The sequence below is a fragment of the Bradyrhizobium sp. P5_C11_2 genome (genome assembly GCF_054049755.1).
Genome location: NZ_JBFULT010000843.1, coordinates 1 through 2,227, shown reverse-complemented (window position 1 = coordinate 2,227; position 2,227 = coordinate 1). Strand labels below are relative to the sequence as shown.

2 protein-coding genes are annotated in these 2,227 nt (G+C 58.6%); one reads left to right on the top strand and one right to left on the bottom strand.

Going from position 1 to position 2,227, the window contains the following annotated elements; translation table 11 throughout:
• A partial coding sequence (locus tag ACXJL8_RS39305; RefSeq protein WP_456686838.1) for an O-linked N-acetylglucosamine transferase, SPINDLY family protein occupies positions 1-1,903 on the top strand: 1,903 nt, incomplete at its 5' end.
• A 120-nt stretch (positions 1,904-2,023) separates the two neighbouring features.
• Here ACXJL8_RS39305 and ACXJL8_RS39300 read toward each other — a convergent pair.
• On the bottom strand, positions 2,024-2,227 hold a 204-nt coding region (locus ACXJL8_RS39300), incomplete at its 5' end, for a hypothetical protein (protein ID WP_456686837.1).

The window sequence follows — 2,227 nt, the reverse complement described above, 5'->3', positions numbered from 1 at the left end:
GATCAAGCCTGAATTCGAGAGTGCGTGGGTTGCCCGCGGCCATGTTTTCTGGAGCCTCGAACGGTATGACGAGGCGTCGGCCGCATACGACAAGGCGCTGTCGATCAAGCCCGATCTGGAGAATGCGTGGCTTGGTCGAGGCAATGTGTCCTGTGATCTCAAGCGCTATGACGACGCATTGGCCGCTTATGACAAGGCGTTGTCGATCAGGCCCGATCTGGCGGAAGCCTGGCTCGGCCGGGGTAATGTTTTCACCGAGCTCAAGCGCTTTGACGAGGCATTTGCCGCATACGACAACGCGCTGTCGATCAAGCCTGATCTCCCCGAAGCCTGGCTCGGTCGAGGCAATGTTTTCTGGAGGCTGAAGCGCTACGAGGAGGCGCTTGCTGCGTATGACAAGGCGCTGTCGATCAAGGCCGATCTAAAGGGCGCGTGGATTGGTCGAGGCAACGTCTTCACCGAGCTCAAGCACTATGACCGGGCTTTGGCTGCTTATGACCATGCGCTGTCGATCAAGTCCGACTTGGAAGGCATCGAGGGGGTGCGTCTTCATGCAAAGATGAACCTGTGCAATTGGGAAAATCTGGAAGAAGAGATCGGCCATTTGACCGGCGCGATACGGGCCGGGAAGGCGAATAGCTCTCCCTTCGATCTGCTGTCGTTGACAGATTCGCCCGATGACCAATTGCGATGCGCCAAAGCATGGGTGGCCGCGAAGCTCCCGCAATCCTCAAGAGCAAGTTCAAGGCGTGCCGACTATCGGCACGATCGGATTCGGGTCGGATACGTTTCACCCGATTTTCGTCAGCATCCGGTCGCGCACCTGACCGCAGGGATCTTCGAGAGCCACGATGCCGGTCGATTTGAGACATACGCCTTTTCAATCGGTCCGGACGACAGCAGCGATCTGCGCAAGAGGCTGGAAGGGTCCTTTCATCGCTTTGTCGATTGTCAGCACAAGAGCGACGGCGAAGTCTTCGATGCGATCAGGGACGCACAGGTCGATATTCTCGTCGATCTTGCGGGACACACGCAGAATGGCCGATTGTCGCTGTTCGCATCTGGCCCCGCCCCGATAGCGGTCAATTTTCTCGGCTTCGCAGGGACCTTGGGCAGCAGGGAGCTATGGGACTACATCATCGCCGATCAAATCGCGGTGCCAGACCAAAGCCGCGGCTTCTTTGAAGAGAAGGTCGTCCGGCTGCCTGGCAGCTTCATGCCGCGCGACACTCAAGGGCAGGCCATCGACGACACGGTACCCAACAGGGCTGATCACAATCTGCGTCCGGAATGGACGGTGTTTTGCTGCTTCAACAACGCCTACAAGATCAATCGACCGGTCTTTGACAGCTGGATGAATATCTTGAGGAGCGTGGATCAGTCGGTCCTGTGGCTGTCTGACATGGGGGAGATCGCAAAATCGAATCTGCGCAAGGAAGCCAAGCAGCTGGGTGCCGATCCCGACCGCCTGGTGTTTGCAGGGCGCGTGTCATCACTGTCCGGCCATTTGGCGCGCCATCGCCTTGCCGACCTTTTCCTGGATACGCTGCCATACAACGCACATACGACAGCCAGCGATGCGTTGTGGGCTGGCCTGCCCGTGGTCACGCAAATTGGCAATAGTTTCGCAGGCCGCGTCGCGGCGAGCTTGCTTCATGCTGTTGGCTTGCCTGAATTGATAACGCCAACACGTGAGGACTATGAAGCGCTCGCAATCGATTTGGCGCTCGATAAGCAGAAGCTTCAGGGTGTTCGCGACACGCTGCAAAAGAACCGTCTGAAGACGCCGCTGTTTGACGCGGCGCTCTACACGAAGCACCTGGAAGCAGMTTACGAGGCCATGTATCAAAGATACCAAGCTGGATTGTCGCCCGATCATATCGATATTCCAGCACTTGGATGAGGAAGGCTCCTTGCGCGCCTGCTGTCGCCTGCGCAGACGAGCCAGGCAGTCCTCGACACCGACGAGACCGTGCCGGCGCCGGTCTCCGGTCGCTTTGTCTCTCACCGTCCTGACCGGTGATCACGAGCGGTTTGCTCGCGGCCAGCTTGATCGAGACGAAACCGGCCTCGGCGGCGTGCCGGTCGAACGGCGCCAATCGTCGCCGGCTTTCCAAGTCGGGCAGGGGAACCCGAGAAATCCGTAGAAGACATCCGTAGGATCGATTCCTCGGGGATCGACATCGGCGCCGGCCAGCTTTCTGGACAGGAACCGATCAGCCAACCC